The organism is Comamonas sp. NLF-1-9 (assembly GCF_019195435.1).
Taxonomy (GTDB): Bacteria; Pseudomonadota; Gammaproteobacteria; order Burkholderiales; family Burkholderiaceae_C; genus Comamonas_C.
Genome location: NZ_CP078069.1, coordinates 1,224,470 through 1,238,519 on the forward strand (window position 1 = coordinate 1,224,470; position 14,050 = coordinate 1,238,519).

The window sequence follows — 14,050 nt, forward strand, 5'->3', positions numbered from 1 at the left end:
CTGTCAGCGCTTGTCCAGCAAGCGTTACAGGCCGATTTCATTCAAAACAACGCAAATCACAGGCGCACCGTGATGCCCTGGGCCTGCATGTATTCCTTGGCCTGGCGCACGGTGAATTCGCCGTAGTGGAAGATGCTGGCGGCCAGCACCGCGTCGGCCGCGCCGAGGCTCACGCCGTCGGCCAGGTGCTGCAGGCTGCCCACGCCGCCGGAGGCGATCACCGGCAGTGTCACCGCCTCGCTCACCGCACGCGTGAGCTCCAGGTCAAAGCCCGAGCGCGTGCCGTCGCGGTCCATGCTGGTGAGCAGGATCTCGCCAGCGCCGCGCTGCTGCATCGCCAGCGCCCACTGAACCGCATCCAGCCCCGTGTTGCGCCGCCCGCCGTGGCTGTAGACGTCCCAGCCTTCGCCGCGCGCGGCCAGGTCCTCGCCCTGGCGGCGCTTGGCGTCTATGGCGACGACGATGCACTGCGCGCCGTAGTGCGCCGAGGCGTCGGCAATCACCTCGGGATTGGAGATGGCCGCGGAGTTGAAACTCACCTTGTCCGCCCCGGCGTTGAGCAGGCGGCGCACGTCCGCCACCGAGCGCACGCCGCCGCCCACGGTGAGCGGAATGAAGACCTGGCTGGCCACGGCTTCGATGATCGGCAGGATCAGGTCGCGCTCGTCGCTGGTGGCGGTGATGTCCAGGAAGGTGAGCTCGTCGGCGCCCTGTTCGTTGTAGCGCGCGGCGATCTCCACCGGGTCGCCCGCGTCGCGCAGCTGCACGAAGTTGACGCCTTTGACCACACGGCCGCCGGTCACGTCCAGGCAGGGAATGATGCGTTTGGCAAGCATGAAAAGTCCGCAAAAAAGCCGGAAGCACAAGATACCACGCAGCGCCGCAGAGCACGAAAACGCGCGCTGCGCTGGGTATATTCAAGACTTCCCGAGCCCCGATTTTGCCGCTGCCGATGGTTACGAGCGCCACGCCCGCCGATTCACCCGCGCCCTCCGACGAGCAGGCCTGGGAGCCGACGCACTACCAACGCGCGATTCTGGCGGTGTGCGAGCACCGCAGCGTGCGCACGGCCAAGGCGGTGTTCTCCAGCTCGGGCCTGAAGCTGGTGGAGGCCGGCGTGCAGATCGGCGCGGACAACTACCGCCGCCTGATGCAGCACGAGCTGCGCCAGCCGCTGGAAGAGCTGCTGACCATGGACGGGCTGCTCAGCCCCGCGTCGCTGGTGGAATTTGCCCGTGAACTCTGCCAGCGCGAGCCGCTGCTGGAGCTGCTCACCCAGGACGGCAGCGAAGGCGTGGCCGCAAGTGCGCTGCTCGCCCCGCTGCAGGCGATGGTGCTGCCGCCGCAGCTTGCCTTCATGCTCAGCGTGCTGCGCGAGCAGCATCCGGCACACTTTGCGCATGCGGTGCATGTGGCGCTGGTGGCGGCGTATTTCGCGATCCGCGCCAACTGGACGCGTGGCGAATGCACCAACGCCGCCACCGCCGGCCTGCTGCACGATCTGGGTACGCTGCTGATGGACCCGGTCTGGCTCGACGGCTCACGCCCGGTGAGCGGCGCCGAGCGCAGCGAGCTGATGCGCCACCCCCTGGCCAGCGCGCGGCTGGTCAGCGCTTGCGAGGTCTATCCGCGCTCGCTGGGCGTGGCCATCCTCGAGCACCACGAGCGCATGGACGGCAGCGGCTACCCGCGCGGCCTGCAGGGCGCGCAGATCTCGGCCATGGGCCAGCTGCTGCTGCTGGCCGAAGTGGTCGCGGCCTTTTTTGAAAAATACGCCAGCGATGGCGCGGCGGTGCGCCTGTCGCTTACGCTGCGCCTGGGCCACGCCAAGTTCCCCGCCGAGTTCACCGCGCTGCTGCTGCCCCTGCTGCAGGCGAGCAACATCCAGCGCGGCGAACCCGAAGACCTGGCGCAGGTGCGCGAAGCGGCCGCGCAGATCAGCCAGGCCATGGCGCTGTGGGAGCAGTTGCACGCCGGTCTGCTAGAGGCAGGCGTGGCCGATGCGCCGGGCAGCCCCCAGGCCTATGTGGCCCAGCGTCTGCATGCGCTGCACAGAAGCCTGTACGACGCCGGCTGCCACCCCGACCAGCAAGAGGAGCTGATCGCCCTGCTGCAGGACGACGCCCAGGGGCTCAAGGAGATGCTGTTTCTGGTGCGCGAAGCGCTGTGGCAGTTGCGCTCCATCGCCCACACCAGCGGCACGCGCTGGCCGCTGGCCGAATCCGCCGGCTCTGCCGGCGAAGCTGCAGTGCAGCAGTGGTGCGCGGCGCTCGACGGCGCGGGGGGCGCCAGCGCCTGAACCGGCGGCGCGCCGCTTCAGGGCTGGGCAAGTTCGTCGGCGCGTTCCTGGGCAGCGCTGAAATCCAGGTCGCCGGAATAAATTGCGCGCCCGCAGATCACGCCTTGCACGCCCTCGGCTTCGACGGCGCACAGCGCCTCGATGTCGGCCATGCCGGCCAGCCCGCCCGAAGCGATCACCGGGATGCTCAGCGCCTGGGCCAGGCGCACCGTGGCTTCGACGTTGATGCCGCTGAGCATGCCGTCGCGCCCGATGTCGGTGTAGACGATGGACTCCACGCCCCAGTCCTCGAACTTGCGCGCCAGGTCGATCACCTCGTGGCCGGTGAGCTTGCTCCAGCCGTCGGTGGCCACCTTGCCGTCCTTGGCGTCCAGGCCGACCATGACGTGGCCGCCAAAGGCGCTGCAGGCGTCCTGCAGGAAACCCGGGTTCTTCACCGCAGCGGTGCCGATGATCACGTATTCCAGGCCCGCATCCAGGTACAGCTCTATCGTGTCCAGGTCGCGAATGCCGCCGCCCAGCTGCACCGGAATCTCGCTGCCCACGGCCTTGAGGATGGCCTTGATCGCCGCGCGGTTCTTGGGCTGGCCGGCAAACGCGCCGTTCAAGTCCACCAGATGCAGGCGCCGCGCGCCGGCCTCGAGCCAGCGCTGCGCCATGGCGGCGGGGTCCTCGCCGAAGGTGGTGGCTTGTTTCATGTCGCCTTGCTTGAGGCGCACGCAATGACCGTCCTTGAGATCGATGGCAGGGATGAGCAACATGGGAAGACGTTGGTCGTTGAACCTTGAACCCGGGTCAGGCAAGGGGCTCGGACGCTGCTGCGCCGACGCGCCCCGCGCCCGAACCCCTCAAGGTTTCCAATGCAGGAAGTTGCGATACAGCTGCAGCCCGTGGGCCGCGCTTTTCTCCGGATGAAACTGGGTGGCAAAAAGATTATCACGTGCCAGCGCGCAGGCAAAGACACTGGCGTAGTGCACCGTGGCCGCGCAATGATCTGGATCAAGCGGGCGCGCGTGGTAGCTGTGCACGAAGTAGAACCAGCTCTCGTCGGGCACGCCCTGCCACATCGGGTGCGCGCGCGCGCCGTGGTGCTGCTGGCGCACGCGGTTCCAGCCCATGTGCGGCACCTTGCAGCGGCTGCCGTCGCCCTGGCGCTGCCCGGCCACTTCCAGGCGCAGCACCTGGCCGGGGATCAGATCAAGGCCGGCCACGCTGCCCTCGGCGCTGTGCGTGAGCAGCATCTGCATGCCTATGCACACGCCCATCAGCGGCTTGCTGGCTGCGGCCTCGCGCACCGCCTCGTGCAGGCCGCCCGCGGCCAGCGCCCGCATGCAGTCGGGCATGGCGCCCTGGCCGGGCAGCACCACGCGCTCGGCGGCGCGCACCGCCTCGGGCTCGCTCGTGACCAGCACCGTCCAGCCTTCGCCCTCGGCCACGGCCCGCACGGCCTGCGCGACCGAGCGCAGATTGCCCATGCCATAGTCGATCACGGCAAGGGTTTTTGCTCTTGTTTGCATAGCTGCTAGCGCTTGTCAGACAAGCGTTTCAGGCCGTTTTTGCTTGAAACTCAGAGCGCACCCTTGGTCGACGGGATCACGCCCGCGCTGCGCGGGTCGGGTTCGACGGCGGCGCGCAGCGCGCGGGCAAAGGCCTTGAACACGCTCTCGCACTGGTGGTGTGCATTGACGCCCTTGAGGTTGTCGATGTGCACCGTGACGCCTGCGTGGTTCACGAAGCCCTGGAAAAACTCGTGCACCAGCTGCGTGTCAAAGCCGCCGATCATCGCCGCGGTGAAGGGAATGTGCAGATGCAGGCCGGGGCGGCCCGAGAGGTCCACCACCACGCGCGAGAGCGCCTCGTCCAGCGGCACGTAGGCATGGCCATAGCGGCGCAGGCCCTTCTTGTCGCCGATCGCGCGCGCCAGCGCCTGGCCCAGCGAGATGCCCACGTCCTCCACGCTGTGATGGCCGTCGATGTGCAGGTCGCCGTCGCAGCGCACTTCCAGGTCGATCAGGCCGTGGCGCGCGATCTGTTCGAGCATGTGGTCGAAGAAGCCTATGCCGGTGTTGAGCTGCGCCTGACCGCTGCCGTCCAGATTGACGCGCACGCGGATGCGGGTTTCGGCGGTGCTGCGGCTGACCTCGGCGATGCGGTCGGCAGGGGCGGCGGTGACTAGGGCGGAGGACGTCATAGCGATGCACTGAGCGTTTGCAACATGGCGGAATTTTCTTCGGCTGTGCCCACCGTCAGACGCAGGCAGTTGGCAAGCAGCGGGTGCATTGTAGAAACGTTCTTCACCAGCACCCCTTTGCTGCGCATGCCCTCGAAGGCGCGCGCGGCGTCGGGCACGCGCACCAGGATCATGTTGGCCTCGCTCGGGTAGGCCTGCACGCCGGGCATTTGCGCCAGCGCCTCGATCAGGCGCGCGCGCTGGGCACGGATGTCTTGCGCCTGGGCGGCGAACACCGCCTCGTGCTCGAGCGCGAACAGCGCGCATTCGGCATTGAGCACGCTCACGTTGTAGGGCGGGCGCACCTTGTCGATCTCGGCGATCAGCGCCGCGTCGCCCATCAGATAGCCCAGACGTATGCCCGCCAGGCCGAACTTGCTCAGCGTGCGCAGCACCAGCACATGCCGGTGCGCCTCGGGGCGCGCACGCACCTGCTCGATCCAGCTGCCCGCGGCAAAGGGCTGGTAGGCCTCGTCCATCACCACCAGGCCGCCATGCGCGCCCTGAGCGGCGATGATGCGCGCAAGCGCCGGCGCATCCCACAGCGTGCCCGTGGGGTTGTTCGGGTAGGCCAGAAAGAGCAGCGCCGGGCGCTCGCGCTCTATCGCCTGCGCCAGCGCCGCCTCGTCGAGCGAAAAGTCCGCGCGCAGCGGCACGCCGTGGTAGCCCAGGCCTTGCAGCCGCGCGCTCAGCGCGTACATCACGAAGCCCGGCTCGGGCGCCAGCACCGAGGCGCCGGGCACGGCGCAGGCCAGCACCAGCAGGGTGATGAGCTCGTCCGAGCCATTGCCCAGCATCAGCGACCAGCCAGGCGGCGGGCCGGCGTGGCGCAGCAGCGCCTCGCGCAACTGCGCGAGCTGCTCGCCAGGGTAGCGGTTGACCGCCACCCGGCCCAGCCGCTCGCCCAGTTGCGCCTGCAGCTCTGGCGGCAGGCGGTGCGGGTTTTCCATCGCGTCGAGCTTGAGCAGGCCTTGCGCCGGTTGCACCGCATAGGCGTGCATGGCGCGCACGTCGGCGCGAATGCGCGCAAGAGGAGGAGCGCCGGCAGCAGCGGGCGCGGCGGAGATCGTCTGGGCGGGTGTAGTCATCAGGGCGCGAATTTACACGCGTTTGAATGGCGCACCGGGGCGCGCCGGCATCCCGTGCGCCCGGCGTCGGCCTACCCAGCGCAACGGGAAGAACAGACCCGCCCATGCCCTGCTTATCGCGCTTGCATGTACGCCTGTGTCAGGCAACTTCCTACAAGGCCCGCGCCCTGCACCCAACGCGCTGTCGCTCCGGATGCCGACTTATTTTTCTTTTGCCCCACTTTCACAATGCATTTCAAGGGATCGCGCAGATCCCGCCCTGAAAGGAATGCACCATGACCGACGAACAGTTGCTGTCCGAAATCCGCGAAGCCAACCTCACCTATCTGATGCTGGCGCAGAACCTGATTCGCCGCGACAAGGCCGAAGCGGTGTTCCGCCTGGGCCTGAGCGAAGAAGCCGCCGACATCCTGGTCACCTTGTCCACCGCGCAGGTGCTCAAGCTCGCCTCGCGCAACACCCTGCTGTGCAGCTTCCGCGTGGACGACGAGCTGGTCTGGAGCCTGCTGACCAACCACAACACCCCGACCAAGGTCGCGAGCGAGGCGACCAACACGCTGCACGCCAACATCCTGATGGCCAGCCGCATTGCCGAAGTGATCTGACAGGAGCCCCCCGCCATGGCCACCGCCCCCAAAAGCGTACTGAACGAATCGCGCCAGATCGAGCGCGCCGCCATGCTCATCGAAATGGGCGCGCGCATGCAGGTGCTCGAATCGGAAACCACGCTCTCTTACGAGCGCCTGATCCGCCTGTACAAGGAAGTGGCCGGGCGCTCGCCCTCCAAGGGGCAACTGCCGTTTTCCACCGACTGGTTTCTCACCTGGCAGGAGAACATCCACAGCTCGCTGTTCCTGAACATCTACGAATACCTCTCCAAGGGCGTGGACCTGGACGCGGTAGAGCTGCTGACCAAGGCCTATCGCCTGTACAACGAACAGGTGCAGGCGGCCGAGATCGAGCCGCTGCTGTCCTTCACCCGCGCCTGGCGGCTGGTCAAGTTCGTCGACGCCGGCATGCTCACGCGCACCGCGTGCAGCCAGTGCAAGGGCCAGTTCGTCAGCGACCTGTACGAAAGCCGCCACTACACCTGCGGCCTGTGCAACCCGCCGGCACGCGCGGGCAAGAGCAAGAGCAAGAAGGCGCTCAAGCTGCACTGAGTTTTGACTTTTGAATGAAAAGTAGCTCCAGCGCAATACTGGCAAGCTCTGGCAGCTACTCTTTCAATAGCAAATTCGACAAAAGCAGGGCGCTTGCGCCTCAGCGGCCGGCCAGCAGCGTCTGGATGTCGGCGCTCATCGGCAGCGCGTAGTCCTGCGCCGCAACCACCAGATTGCCCTCGGGGCGCACCAGTTTGAGGCTGATGTACACCTGCCGGGCCGACACCGCGTAGGTGCCCACGAGCACCGCGCGCGCCGCATGGGCCTGGCTTACGGCCTGCAGCTCGCGCGAGAGCAGCAGCTCACCCTGGGCGGGTTGCAGCGCCAGTTGCTCGCGCAGGCGCACTTCCACCACCGGCACGCCGCGCTGCACCAGGCGCCCGGCGATCTGTTCGGAGCAGATGCGGCCCAGGCGCGAGGATTCGCCCAGCCGGTCCACGCTGACCAGGCTCGCTACCAGCACCGTCTCGCCCGGCTGCAGCGGCGCGGCCTGCAAGAGCGCGTCCACCGCCGCCTGGTTGGCTTGCACCAGCGTGCCAGCGCCGCTCGGCGCAGCGCCGCGCCCCGGGCCCACCACCGGGTCGCCGTAGTAGTAGGCGGCGCAGCCCGCCGCGCTCAGTGCGTACGCGGCCACGCCGGCCAGGGCGATGCGCCGCCTCATGGGTTCACCACCTTCCAGACCTTGGCCGCGGGCGCGGGCGGCAGGGGCGGCGCTTCGTCCAGGTACAGCGGCGCGTCGGCGCGTTCGATGTAGTACATGTCGGCCGAGCCGGCCAGCACTTGTCCGCCGCTCTTGAGCCAGGTGCTCACCAGCACCTCGGTGCGCGTCGGCCCGCCGGCGGCCGCGCCTTGCGTGTGGTAGCGCGCCAGGTCCAGCACCAGCCCCAAGCCCAAGCCCACGCCGGTGGCCACGCCGGGCAGCAGATGGCGGTCGCTGTAATGCGTCTGCCAGTCGTAGAGCACGCCCACGCCCGAGCCCAGCGTGGTCAGCGGCAAGGCCACGGGGGAATTGAGCTGGTCCGTCGAGCCGTGCTGCACCACCTGGGTCTGCACCTCGAGCCGCACCGCCGCGGGCCCATCCGACAAGGCCACGCCCTGCTCCAGCAGGTGCACGCGCAGCAGCTTGACGAAGCTCTGGTTGAAACTCGATGCGCCGGCGGCGCCGACCTCGATCGGGTGCTCACCGGGCGGCCAGGTGGCAATCTTTTCGGCCAGGCGCCGCGCCACGTCCTGGGCCAGCACGTCCCAATGGTGCAGCGCGCGCGCCTTCTTCTGCCCGCTGACCGGGTAGTTGTCGGCACGCGGCACGTCCAGGGTAGAGCAGCCCGCCACGACGGCCAGGGCCAGCAGCGCGGCGGCAAGACGCAAGCGGGGGGCAAAGGGGCGCATGCGCAGATGGTAGGCGGCAAGCAGCGCGGCGATCGGCGCAAAACGCGGCCGTTTCACCGCCTGTCCGCGCGACCGCGCCCTGCGCCCGGGCGCATCAGCCGGTGTTGCGCAAGCCCGCGGCAATGCCGTTGATGCACAACTGGATGCCGGTGCGCACGCGCTCGTTGCCGGGCTCGGCGCGCCAGCGGCGGATCAGCTCGACCTGCAGATGGTGCAGCGGGTCGATGTAGGGAAAGCGGTGGCGGATGGAGCGCGCCAGCGCGCTGTTGTGCGCCAGGCGCTCGCGCTCGCCGGTGATGCGGCTGAGCGCGTCCATGGTGCGCTGCCATTCCTGCTCGATCGCCAGAAACACGCGCTTTCTCAGGCGCGCGTCGGTGACCAGTTCGCTGTAGCGCTTGGCCAGGGCCAGGTCGCTCTTGGCCAGCACCATGTCCATGTTGGACAGCAGCGCGCTGAAGAAGGGCCACTGGCGCACCATCCGGCGCAGCAGCGCCCAGCGCGCCTTCTCGTCCGTGCCCGGCGCGTTCACGAAGGCCTGCACCGCGCTGCCAAAGCCGTACCAGCCCGGCAGGGTCAGGCGGCACTGGCCCCAACTGAAGCCCCAGGGAATGGCGCGCAGGTCTTCGATGCGCTGGCCGGCCTTGCGCGAGGCCGGGCGCGAGCCGATGTTGAGCTCGGCGATCTCGCGGATCGGCGTGGCGCTGAAGAAGTAGTCGGCAAAGCCCGGCGTGTCGTAAACCAGCGCGCGGTAGGCGGCCATGCTGGATTCGGACAGCTCTGCCGCGGCCTGCAAAAAGGCCTTGGTCGCGGGCTTGGTAGGCTGCAGCAGCGTGGCCTCGAGCGTGGCGGCCACCAGGGTTTCCAGGTTGCGCCGGCCGATCTCGGGGTTGGCGTATTTGCTGGCGATGACCTCGCCCTGCTCGGTCAGGCGGATCTGCCCGCGCACCGTGCCCGGCGGCTGCGCCAGGATGGCCTGGTAGCTGGGGCCGCCGCCGCGGCCGACGGTGCCGCCGCGCCCGTGGAACATGCGCATGCGGATGCCCTGCCCGGGCAGCGCGGCGTTGAGCTCGTCGAACAGTTGCACCAGGGCAATCTCGGCGCGGTACAGCTCCCAGTTGCTGGTGAAGATGCCGCCGTCCTTGTTGCTGTCGCTGTAGCCCAGCATGATGTCTTGCTCGGCGCCGCTGGCGCGCACCATGGCCGCGATGCCGGGCAGCGCGTAGTAGGCGCGCATGATGGGCGCGGCGTTGCGCAGGTCTTCTATGGTTTCAAACAGCGGCGAGACGATCAGCTCTGCGCTGCATTCGCCATCGAGCGTGCCGTGCAGCAGGCCGGTTTCCTTTTGCAGCAGCAGCACCTCCAGCAAGTCGCTCACGGTCTCGGTGTGGCTGATGATGTAGTGGCGTATGGCCTCGCGCCCGCAGCGCTGGCGCAGGGCGCGGGCGGTCTCGAAGATGGCCAGCTCGCCGCGGGTGTGGGCGCTGTAGTCGGCCCCGAGCACGCGCAGCGGCCGCGCGTCGCACAGCAGGCGCAGCAGCAGGCGCTGGCGCTCGCCCTCGTCCAGGGCGGCGTAGTCGGGCTCTAGCCGCGCCACGGCCAGCAGCTCGGCCAGCACGCGCTCGTGCTGGTCGGAGCTCTGGCGCAAGTCCACCGTCGCCAGGTGAAAACCGAAGACCTGCACCGCGCGCGCCAGCGCATGCAGGCGCTCGGCCGCCTGGGCCGCGCCCTTGTGCGAAAGCAGCGAATCCTCGATCACGCGCAGGTCGGCCAGGAAGGCCTCGGCGCTGTCGTAGGCGGCCAGCGCCGCCACCGGCACATGCGCCGCGGGCGCGCCGCTCAGCGCCGTGCAGGTCGCGGCCAGGCGTGCGTAGATGCCGCTGAGCGCGCGCCGGTAGGGCTCGTCGCTGCGGTGCTCGCTCAGGTCGCCCGAAGCCTCGGCCAGCGCCTGCAGCGCGGGCGACACCTGCACCAGCCGCGCCGACAGCGACAGCTCGCGCCCCAGCGCATGCACCTCGCCAAGATAGTGGCGCAGCGCCACCTCGGCCTGGCGGCGCAGCGCCAGCCTGAGCGTGTCGGCGCCCACGTTGGGGTTGCCGTCACGATCGCCCCCAATCCACTGGCCCATGCGCAGAAAGCTCGCCACCGGGCCGCTGTCGCCCAGTTGCTGCTCAAGGTCTGCATAGATCTTGGGGATTTCGCCGATGAAGGTCGATTCGTAATAGGACAGCGCGTTTTCGATCTCGTCGGCCACGGTCAGGCGCGAGACGCGCAGCAGCCGCGTCTGCCACAGCTGCGCCACGCGCGCGCGCAGCCCGGCTTCGTTGGCCGCGAGCGCGCGCGGGGTGAGGATGTCGCGCGCGCTGTTGTAGAGCTGGGCGCGCGCGCTGATGTCGTCGCGCGCGGCCAGCAGCGCGGCAATTTCGCGCTCGGCGTCGAGGATGCTTTTGCGCTGCACCTCGGTCGGGTGTGCGGTGAGCACAGGCACCACGTAGCTGTCCGCCAGGGTCGCCGCCACGGTCTGCGCCGCAATGCCGGCCCAGCGCAGCCGCGCCAGTGCCACGTCGATGCCGCCCTCCTGGCTGCTGCCCGCGCGCTCGTGGATCTGGCGGCGACGGATGTGGTGCCGGTCTTCAGCCAGGTTGGCCAGGTGGCTGAAATAGGTGAAGGCGCGTATCACCTTGACCGTCTCGTCCCCGCTGAGCGACTTGAGCAGGCGCTTGAGCGCATGGTCCGCCCGCTGGTCGTCGTCGCGGCGAAAGGCCACCGAGAGCTGGCGGATCTGCTCGACCAGCTCGAACACGCCCGCGCCCTCCTGCTCGCGGATCACGTCGCCCAGAATGCGCCCGAGCAGGCGGATGTCGGCAATCAGCGGGGCGTCCTTGTCCTTGCGCTGCGCGGGCGCGCTGCGACGGGTTTCAGCGGGTGGGTTCATCGAAGGCCTCGGTCAGGGTTATGCATATGTTGCATTGCAGCATGCGTGAAGTGTAAACGCCTTGGGTCGCCTTGGCGACATGCCGGCGCTGGGCGCGCACTGCGACACAATGGCGGCATGACGGCAAGCAATGCAACCCCCCTGTCCCTGACCATCGCCACGCGCGAAAGCCAGCTCGCGCTGTGGCAGGCGCGGCATGTGCAAGCCCTGCTGCAGGCGCGCGGCCATGCGGTGCGGCTGCTGGGCATGACCACGCGCGGCGACCAGATCCTGGACCGCAGCCTCTCCAAGGTCGGCGGCAAGGGCTTGTTCATCAAGGAGCTGGAAGTCGCGCTCGAAGAAGGCCGCGCCGACCTGGCGGTGCATTCGCTCAAGGACGTGCCCATGGACTTGCCGCCCGGCTTTGCGCTCGCTTGCGTGATGGCGCGCGAAGACCCGCGCGACGCCTTCGTCTCGCCCCGGCACGCCAGCCTGCAGGAGCTGCCGCCGGGCGCGGTGGTCGGCACCTCCAGCCTGCGCCGTCAGGTGTTGCTGCATGCGCTGCGCCCCGACCTGCGCATCGAGCCGCTGCGCGGCAACGTCAACACGCGGCTGCGCAAGCTCGACGAAGGCCAGTACGCGGCCATCGTGCTCGCGGCCGCAGGCCTCAAGCGCCTGGGCCTGGGCGGGCGCATCCGCGCCATCTTCGAGCCGTCCGAGATGCTGCCCGCAGCCGGCCAGGGCGCGCTGGCCATCGAGGTGCGCAGCGCGCGCAGCGAGCTGCTGGCCGCGCTGGCGCCGCTGGCCGACGAGCGCACCTGGCTGGCGGTGACGGCCGAGCGCGCGGTCAGCCGCGCCATGGGCGGCAGCTGCTCCATGCCGCTGGCGGCGCACGCGCGCTGGCAGGACCAGAGCTTGCAACTGCAGGCCGCCTGGGGCGCGCTTGCGGGCGATCAGCCGCTGGTGCGCGCCGAGGGCAGCGCGAGCATCACCACGCAGGCGCAGGCCGATGCGCTGGGCCTGGCCGTGGCGGCCCAGTTGCAGGCGCGCGGCGCCGTGGTCGAACGCGATGCCTGAAAGCTGGCCGCGGCGCACCATCGTCACGCGCGCGGCGCCCGACGCCGAACGCTGGGTTGCCGCATTGCAAGAGCTGGGCGTTGCGGCCCTTGCGCTGCCGCTGCTGGCGATTCGCCCGCTGAGCGCGCCGGCGCTGCGCCAGGGCTTGCAAGCGGCGCGCGAGCGCTGGCGCGACTACCAGGCGCTGATGTTTGTCAGCGGCAACGCAGTGCGCCATTTTTTTGAATCAAATTCGGCTCAAACGCTTGCTGCACATGCGCAAGCAGCTATCAAAACAAGGTATTGGGCGCCCGGCCCCGGCACGGTGCGTGCGCTGCGGGCCTGTGGCGTGCCGGCCGCGCTGATCGACGGGCCAGACGAACAGGCGCTGCAGTTCGACTCCGAGGCGCTGTGGCAGCAGGTAGCGCCGCAGATCGGCCCGGGCGCGCGCGTGCTCATCGTGCGCGGCACCAGCGAGCCGCACTGCGCCCAGGGCCAGGGGCGCGACTGGCTGGCGCAGCGGCTGGCTGCGGCCGGCGCGCAGGTCGACCGGATCGCGAGCTACGAGCGCTGCGCGCCGCCCCTGGACGAGGGCGCGCAGGCCCTGGTGCGCGCCGCCGCCCGCGACGGCTCGCTGTGGCTGTTCAGCAGCAGCGAGGCGCTGGGCCATCTGCCGCCGCTGCCTGCGGGCCAGGACTGGAGCGGCGCGCGCGCCCTGGCCACGCACCCGCGCATTGCCCAGGCGGCACGCCGCGCGGGCTTTGGCCAGGTGCGCGACTGCCGCCCCGCGCTGGCCGATGTGGCGGCGTCGATAAAATCCTGGCATGAGCACTGAGCACCCTTCCCTTGCCGCCGGCGACGCGGTGCCCGTGCCGCCGCACGCCCCCGCAGCCGCAGCGCCCGCGCGCAGCGGCGCGCTGCTCACCGCCGTGCTGGCCATCGTGGCGCTGGCGGCGCTGGCCATGTCGGTCATGCTCTGGCAGCGGCTGTCCAACATCCAGGAGCAGCTGGCGCGCCAGAGCGCCGACGCCGGCGCCCAGGCCACCGAGGCACGCACCCTGGCGCGTGAGGCCCAGGACCAGGCGCGCGAGGCCAGCGCCCGCATGAGCGTGATGGAATCGCGCGTGGCCGAAGTCGCGCTGCAGCGCAGCCAGCTCGAAGAGCTCACGCAAAGCCTGTCGCGCACCCGCGACGAGAACCTGATCGCCGACGTGCAGGCAAGCATCGCGCTGGCGCAGCAGCAGGCCGAGCTCACCGGCAGCCTGCAGCCTCTGGTCGTGGCGATGAAAAACGCCCACCAGCGGGTAGAGCGCGCCGCCCAGCCGCGCCTGGCACCGGTGCTGCGCGCGCTGGAGCAGGACACCGAAACCCTGGAACGCGCCAAGGTCACCGACACCGCGGGGCTGCTCGGGCGCCTGGACAATCTGGCGCGCCAGGTCGACGAACTCGCGCTGAGCAACGACGTGGCGCTGGCCAGCGACATGCGCCCGGCACGCCCCGCCGCCCGCACCGGCAGCGACGGCGCGAGCGCCCTGCCCGCCTGGCAGGCGGCGCTGCAGACCCTGTGGAGCGGCGTGCGCGACCAGGCGCTGAGCCTGGTGCGCGTCAGCCGCGTGGACCGGCCCGATGCGGTGCTGCTCGCGCCCGAGCAGGCCTGGTTCCTGCGCCAGAACCTGAAGCTGCAACTGGCCAATGCGCGCCTGAGCATTCTTGCGCGCCGCCTGGACAATGCGCGCACCGAGCTGGCCGCGGCGCAGCGCGGCTTCGCGCGCTATTTCGATCCGAACGGACGGCGCAGCCAAGGCTTTCTTGCCGCGCTGCAGCAGCTGCAGGACAACCTGCACGACACCCAGATCCCGCGGCCCGTCGACACCTACTCCGCGCTCGCTACTGCGGCGGCCGGGCGCTGAGCGGGGG

General features: G+C 69.7%; 14 protein-coding genes. 6 read left to right on the top strand and 8 right to left on the bottom strand.

Annotated features, from left to right (window positions below):
- Nucleotides 1-56: 56 nt before the first annotated feature.
- The gene (hisF, locus tag KUD94_RS05945; RefSeq protein WP_218238870.1) at nt 57-836 is read right to left on the bottom strand and encodes an imidazole glycerol phosphate synthase subunit HisF; all 780 of its coding nucleotides are present in this window, start codon (nt 834-836) and stop codon (nt 57-59) included.
- Between the two features lie 116 nt (nt 837-952).
- Between hisF and KUD94_RS05950 the strand changes: the two genes are divergently transcribed.
- Complete coding sequence (locus tag KUD94_RS05950) at nt 953-2,299, top strand: HD-GYP domain-containing protein (protein WP_218238871.1); 1,347 nt, start codon at nt 953-955, stop codon at nt 2,297-2,299.
- A gap of 17 nt (nt 2,300-2,316) precedes the next feature.
- Here the strand turns inward: KUD94_RS05950 and hisA are convergent, their stop codons facing one another.
- The 4 genes from hisA to hisC all read right to left on the bottom strand — a co-directional run bounded on the left by hisA (nt 2,317) and on the right by hisC (nt 5,617).
- Nucleotides 2,317-3,060 (bottom strand): 1-(5-phosphoribosyl)-5-[(5-phosphoribosylamino)methylideneamino]imidazole-4-carboxamide isomerase, encoded by a 744-nt coding sequence (gene hisA, locus KUD94_RS05955; RefSeq protein ID WP_218238872.1) that lies wholly within the window; start codon nt 3,058-3,060, stop codon nt 2,317-2,319.
- A gap of 87 nt (nt 3,061-3,147) precedes the next feature.
- A complete protein-coding gene (gene hisH / locus KUD94_RS05960) occupies nt 3,148-3,816 on the bottom strand; it encodes an imidazole glycerol phosphate synthase subunit HisH (protein ID WP_218238873.1) in 669 nt (222 codons plus the stop codon).
- A 50-nt stretch (nt 3,817-3,866) separates the two neighbouring features.
- Nucleotides 3,867-4,490 carry an imidazoleglycerol-phosphate dehydratase HisB gene (hisB, locus tag KUD94_RS05965; protein ID WP_218238874.1) on the bottom strand — a complete coding sequence of 208 codons (624 nt, stop codon included), beginning with the start codon at nt 4,488-4,490 and terminating at the stop codon, nt 3,867-3,869.
- Nucleotides 4,487-5,617, bottom strand: a complete 1,131-nt coding sequence (hisC, locus tag KUD94_RS05970) for a histidinol-phosphate transaminase (RefSeq protein ID WP_218238875.1) — start codon at nt 5,615-5,617, stop codon at nt 4,487-4,489. The genes hisB and hisC overlap by 4 nt, the downstream gene beginning before the upstream one ends.
- Before the next feature lie 275 nt (nt 5,618-5,892).
- Here hisC and flhD point away from each other — a divergent pair, with 275 nt between their 5' ends.
- Nucleotides 5,893-6,222 (top strand): flagellar transcriptional regulator FlhD, encoded by a 330-nt coding sequence (gene flhD / locus KUD94_RS05975; RefSeq protein WP_218238876.1) that lies wholly within the window; start codon nt 5,893-5,895, stop codon nt 6,220-6,222.
- Nucleotides 6,223-6,237: 15 nt separating this feature from the next.
- Nucleotides 6,238-6,777 (top strand): flagellar transcriptional regulator FlhC, encoded by a 540-nt coding sequence (gene flhC, locus KUD94_RS05980; RefSeq protein WP_218238877.1) that lies wholly within the window; start codon nt 6,238-6,240, stop codon nt 6,775-6,777.
- 100 nt (nt 6,778-6,877) lie between these two features.
- On the opposite strand, the gene KUD94_RS05985 is transcribed toward flhC, so the two are convergent.
- Genes KUD94_RS05985 through ppc form a run of 3 tightly spaced genes read right to left on the bottom strand, consistent with a single transcriptional unit; the run spans nt 6,878 to nt 11,098 of the window.
- Nucleotides 6,878-7,438 carry a FlgO family outer membrane protein gene (locus tag KUD94_RS05985; RefSeq protein ID WP_218238878.1) on the bottom strand — a complete coding sequence of 187 codons (561 nt, stop codon included), beginning with the start codon at nt 7,436-7,438 and terminating at the stop codon, nt 6,878-6,880.
- Entirely contained in the window at nt 7,435-8,223 is a 789-nt protein-coding gene (locus KUD94_RS05990; RefSeq protein WP_255569123.1) for a hypothetical protein, read from the bottom strand. Before KUD94_RS05990 ends, KUD94_RS05985 begins: the two co-directional genes overlap by 4 nt.
- A gap of 37 nt (nt 8,224-8,260) precedes the next feature.
- Nucleotides 8,261-11,098, bottom strand: a complete 2,838-nt coding sequence (gene ppc / locus KUD94_RS05995; protein WP_218238879.1) for a phosphoenolpyruvate carboxylase — start codon at nt 11,096-11,098, stop codon at nt 8,261-8,263.
- A 117-nt stretch (nt 11,099-11,215) separates the two neighbouring features.
- Here ppc and hemC point away from each other — a divergent pair, with 117 nt between their 5' ends.
- From hemC to KUD94_RS06010, 3 genes are read left to right on the top strand one after another with little or no spacing between them, the layout of a single operon-like run.
- Entirely contained in the window at nt 11,216-12,154 is a 939-nt protein-coding gene (gene hemC / locus KUD94_RS06000; protein ID WP_218238880.1) for a hydroxymethylbilane synthase, read from the top strand.
- Complete coding sequence (locus KUD94_RS06005) at nt 12,147-12,968, top strand: uroporphyrinogen-III synthase (protein WP_218238881.1); 822 nt, start codon at nt 12,147-12,149, stop codon at nt 12,966-12,968. Before hemC ends, KUD94_RS06005 begins: the two co-directional genes overlap by 8 nt.
- Entirely contained in the window at nt 12,958-14,043 is a 1,086-nt protein-coding gene (locus KUD94_RS06010) for a uroporphyrinogen-III C-methyltransferase (protein ID WP_218238882.1), read from the top strand. The genes KUD94_RS06005 and KUD94_RS06010 overlap by 11 nt, the downstream gene beginning before the upstream one ends.
- Nucleotides 14,044-14,050 lie beyond the last annotated feature (7 nt).

Excerpts from the sequence above, each read along its gene's own strand:
- KUD94_RS05950 (WP_218238871.1), top strand. The coding sequence starts at position 953 with ATGGTTACGAGCGCCACGCCCGCCGATTCACCCGCGCCCTCCGACGAG.
- flhC (WP_218238877.1), top strand. The coding sequence starts at position 6,238 with ATGGCCACCGCCCCCAAAAGCGTACTGAACGAATCGCGCCAGATCGAG.
- flhD (WP_218238876.1), top strand. The coding sequence starts at position 5,893 with ATGACCGACGAACAGTTGCTGTCCGAAATCCGCGAAGCCAACCTCACC.
- KUD94_RS06010 (WP_218238882.1), top strand. The coding sequence starts at position 12,958 with ATGAGCACTGAGCACCCTTCCCTTGCCGCCGGCGACGCGGTGCCCGTG.
- hisF (WP_218238870.1), bottom strand. The coding sequence starts at position 836 with ATGCTTGCCAAACGCATCATTCCCTGCCTGGACGTGACCGGCGGCCGT.
- KUD94_RS05985 (WP_218238878.1), bottom strand. The coding sequence starts at position 7,438 with ATGAGGCGGCGCATCGCCCTGGCCGGCGTGGCCGCGTACGCACTGAGC.
- hisC (WP_218238875.1), bottom strand. The coding sequence starts at position 5,617 with ATGACTACACCCGCCCAGACGATCTCCGCCGCGCCCGCTGCTGCCGGC.
- hisA (WP_218238872.1), bottom strand. The coding sequence starts at position 3,060 with ATGTTGCTCATCCCTGCCATCGATCTCAAGGACGGTCATTGCGTGCGC.
- KUD94_RS06005 (WP_218238881.1), top strand. The coding sequence starts at position 12,147 with ATGCCTGAAAGCTGGCCGCGGCGCACCATCGTCACGCGCGCGGCGCCC.
- hisH (WP_218238873.1), bottom strand. The coding sequence starts at position 3,816 with ATGCAAACAAGAGCAAAAACCCTTGCCGTGATCGACTATGGCATGGGC.
- hemC (WP_218238880.1), top strand. The coding sequence starts at position 11,216 with ATGACGGCAAGCAATGCAACCCCCCTGTCCCTGACCATCGCCACGCGC.
- hisB (WP_218238874.1), bottom strand. The coding sequence starts at position 4,490 with ATGACGTCCTCCGCCCTAGTCACCGCCGCCCCTGCCGACCGCATCGCC.
- ppc (WP_218238879.1), bottom strand. The coding sequence starts at position 11,098 with ATGAACCCACCCGCTGAAACCCGTCGCAGCGCGCCCGCGCAGCGCAAG.